Raw genomic sequence first — 955 nt, 5'->3', positions numbered from 1 at the left:
GGAGTTTTTATATTTTCCTTTTTAAACCGATAAACATTTGCTACTACAAACACTACATCTTCTTTTAAAAATATATCTTCGAATAAGTATTTATTATATGTGTATAGTTGAGAGAAGTATTCAATATTTAAATCGTCGGTTCCTTCTACAATTTGATATGTATCTTTCCCGAAATCAAAATGTAGATGATTTTCCCACTGAGAGTATATAGACGGTACTAACGTAACTCCTGGAAATGTTTGATTCATATATTCTTTCAACTGCATTTTCATATCCTTTCTACTCTACAAGTTCTTTTAAATGCCAATAAGCTTCTTCTAGCCACGGATGTATAACTTTCAATGTATCTTTTCTTTCCCACAAATATGAAATATATACAAAAGCAGCATGTTCTAAAGATTTTTCTAATCCATTTTTTATACCTACTAAGTATGATGGTGTCCCATTTTGATCCCATTCTATTTTATCTGCAACAAATAACACTAAATCCATCTTCGTTGCATGTTTACGCAAAGTAGTGTGGCAACAGATTGCATTTAAAACTACTTCGTCTTCTATTTTAAATACCTCTTTTGCAATTACTCTCGATAATTTTTGATGAATAATCATTGGAAACTCTCGTTCTTCTTGTAATATTTCTATTCCAAATTTTTCAGCAACTGCAATCCGCTCCTCGTTCGGAAAAATTGCACTAATATCATGTAAATATCCTGCAATTGCTGCCTTTTCTTCATTTTCATGAAACATAACCGCAATTTTCCGTGCTTCATTTGCCACACGAATTGAATGTTTATATGTAAATTCTTTATTGTATTTTAATAGAAACTCTTTTATATCATGTTCTATTTTCCCAGTTGGAGTAAATGAATATATTTCATTATATAGCACGTTAATCTCCTCCTGATTATTATTCTTCAATATAATATGAAATTCAAATAACCCTTCTATTTTAATT

The 955-nt window shown here is 29.7% G+C and carries 2 protein-coding genes; both read right to left on the bottom strand.

Features of this window, described 5'->3' with window-relative positions; genetic code table 11:
* Window positions 1–266: DUF3885 domain-containing protein (locus tag KI356_RS14490; RefSeq protein WP_438820843.1), on the bottom strand; the 266-nt coding region annotated here is incomplete at its 3' end.
* A gap of 13 nt (window positions 267–279) precedes the next feature.
* Window positions 280–888, bottom strand: a complete 609-nt coding sequence (gene yqeK / locus KI356_RS14485) for a bis(5'-nucleosyl)-tetraphosphatase (symmetrical) YqeK (RefSeq protein ID WP_128280085.1) — start codon at window positions 886–888, stop codon at window positions 280–282.
* Window positions 889–955 lie beyond the last annotated feature (67 nt).

The sequence above is a fragment of the Bacillus hominis genome (genome assembly GCF_018332515.1).
Taxonomy (GTDB): Bacteria; Bacillota; Bacilli; order Bacillales; family Bacillaceae_G; genus Bacillus_A; species Bacillus_A hominis.
Note: the sequence above shows the minus strand (reverse complement) of the source record. Positions and strands in the feature narration are given on the sequence as shown.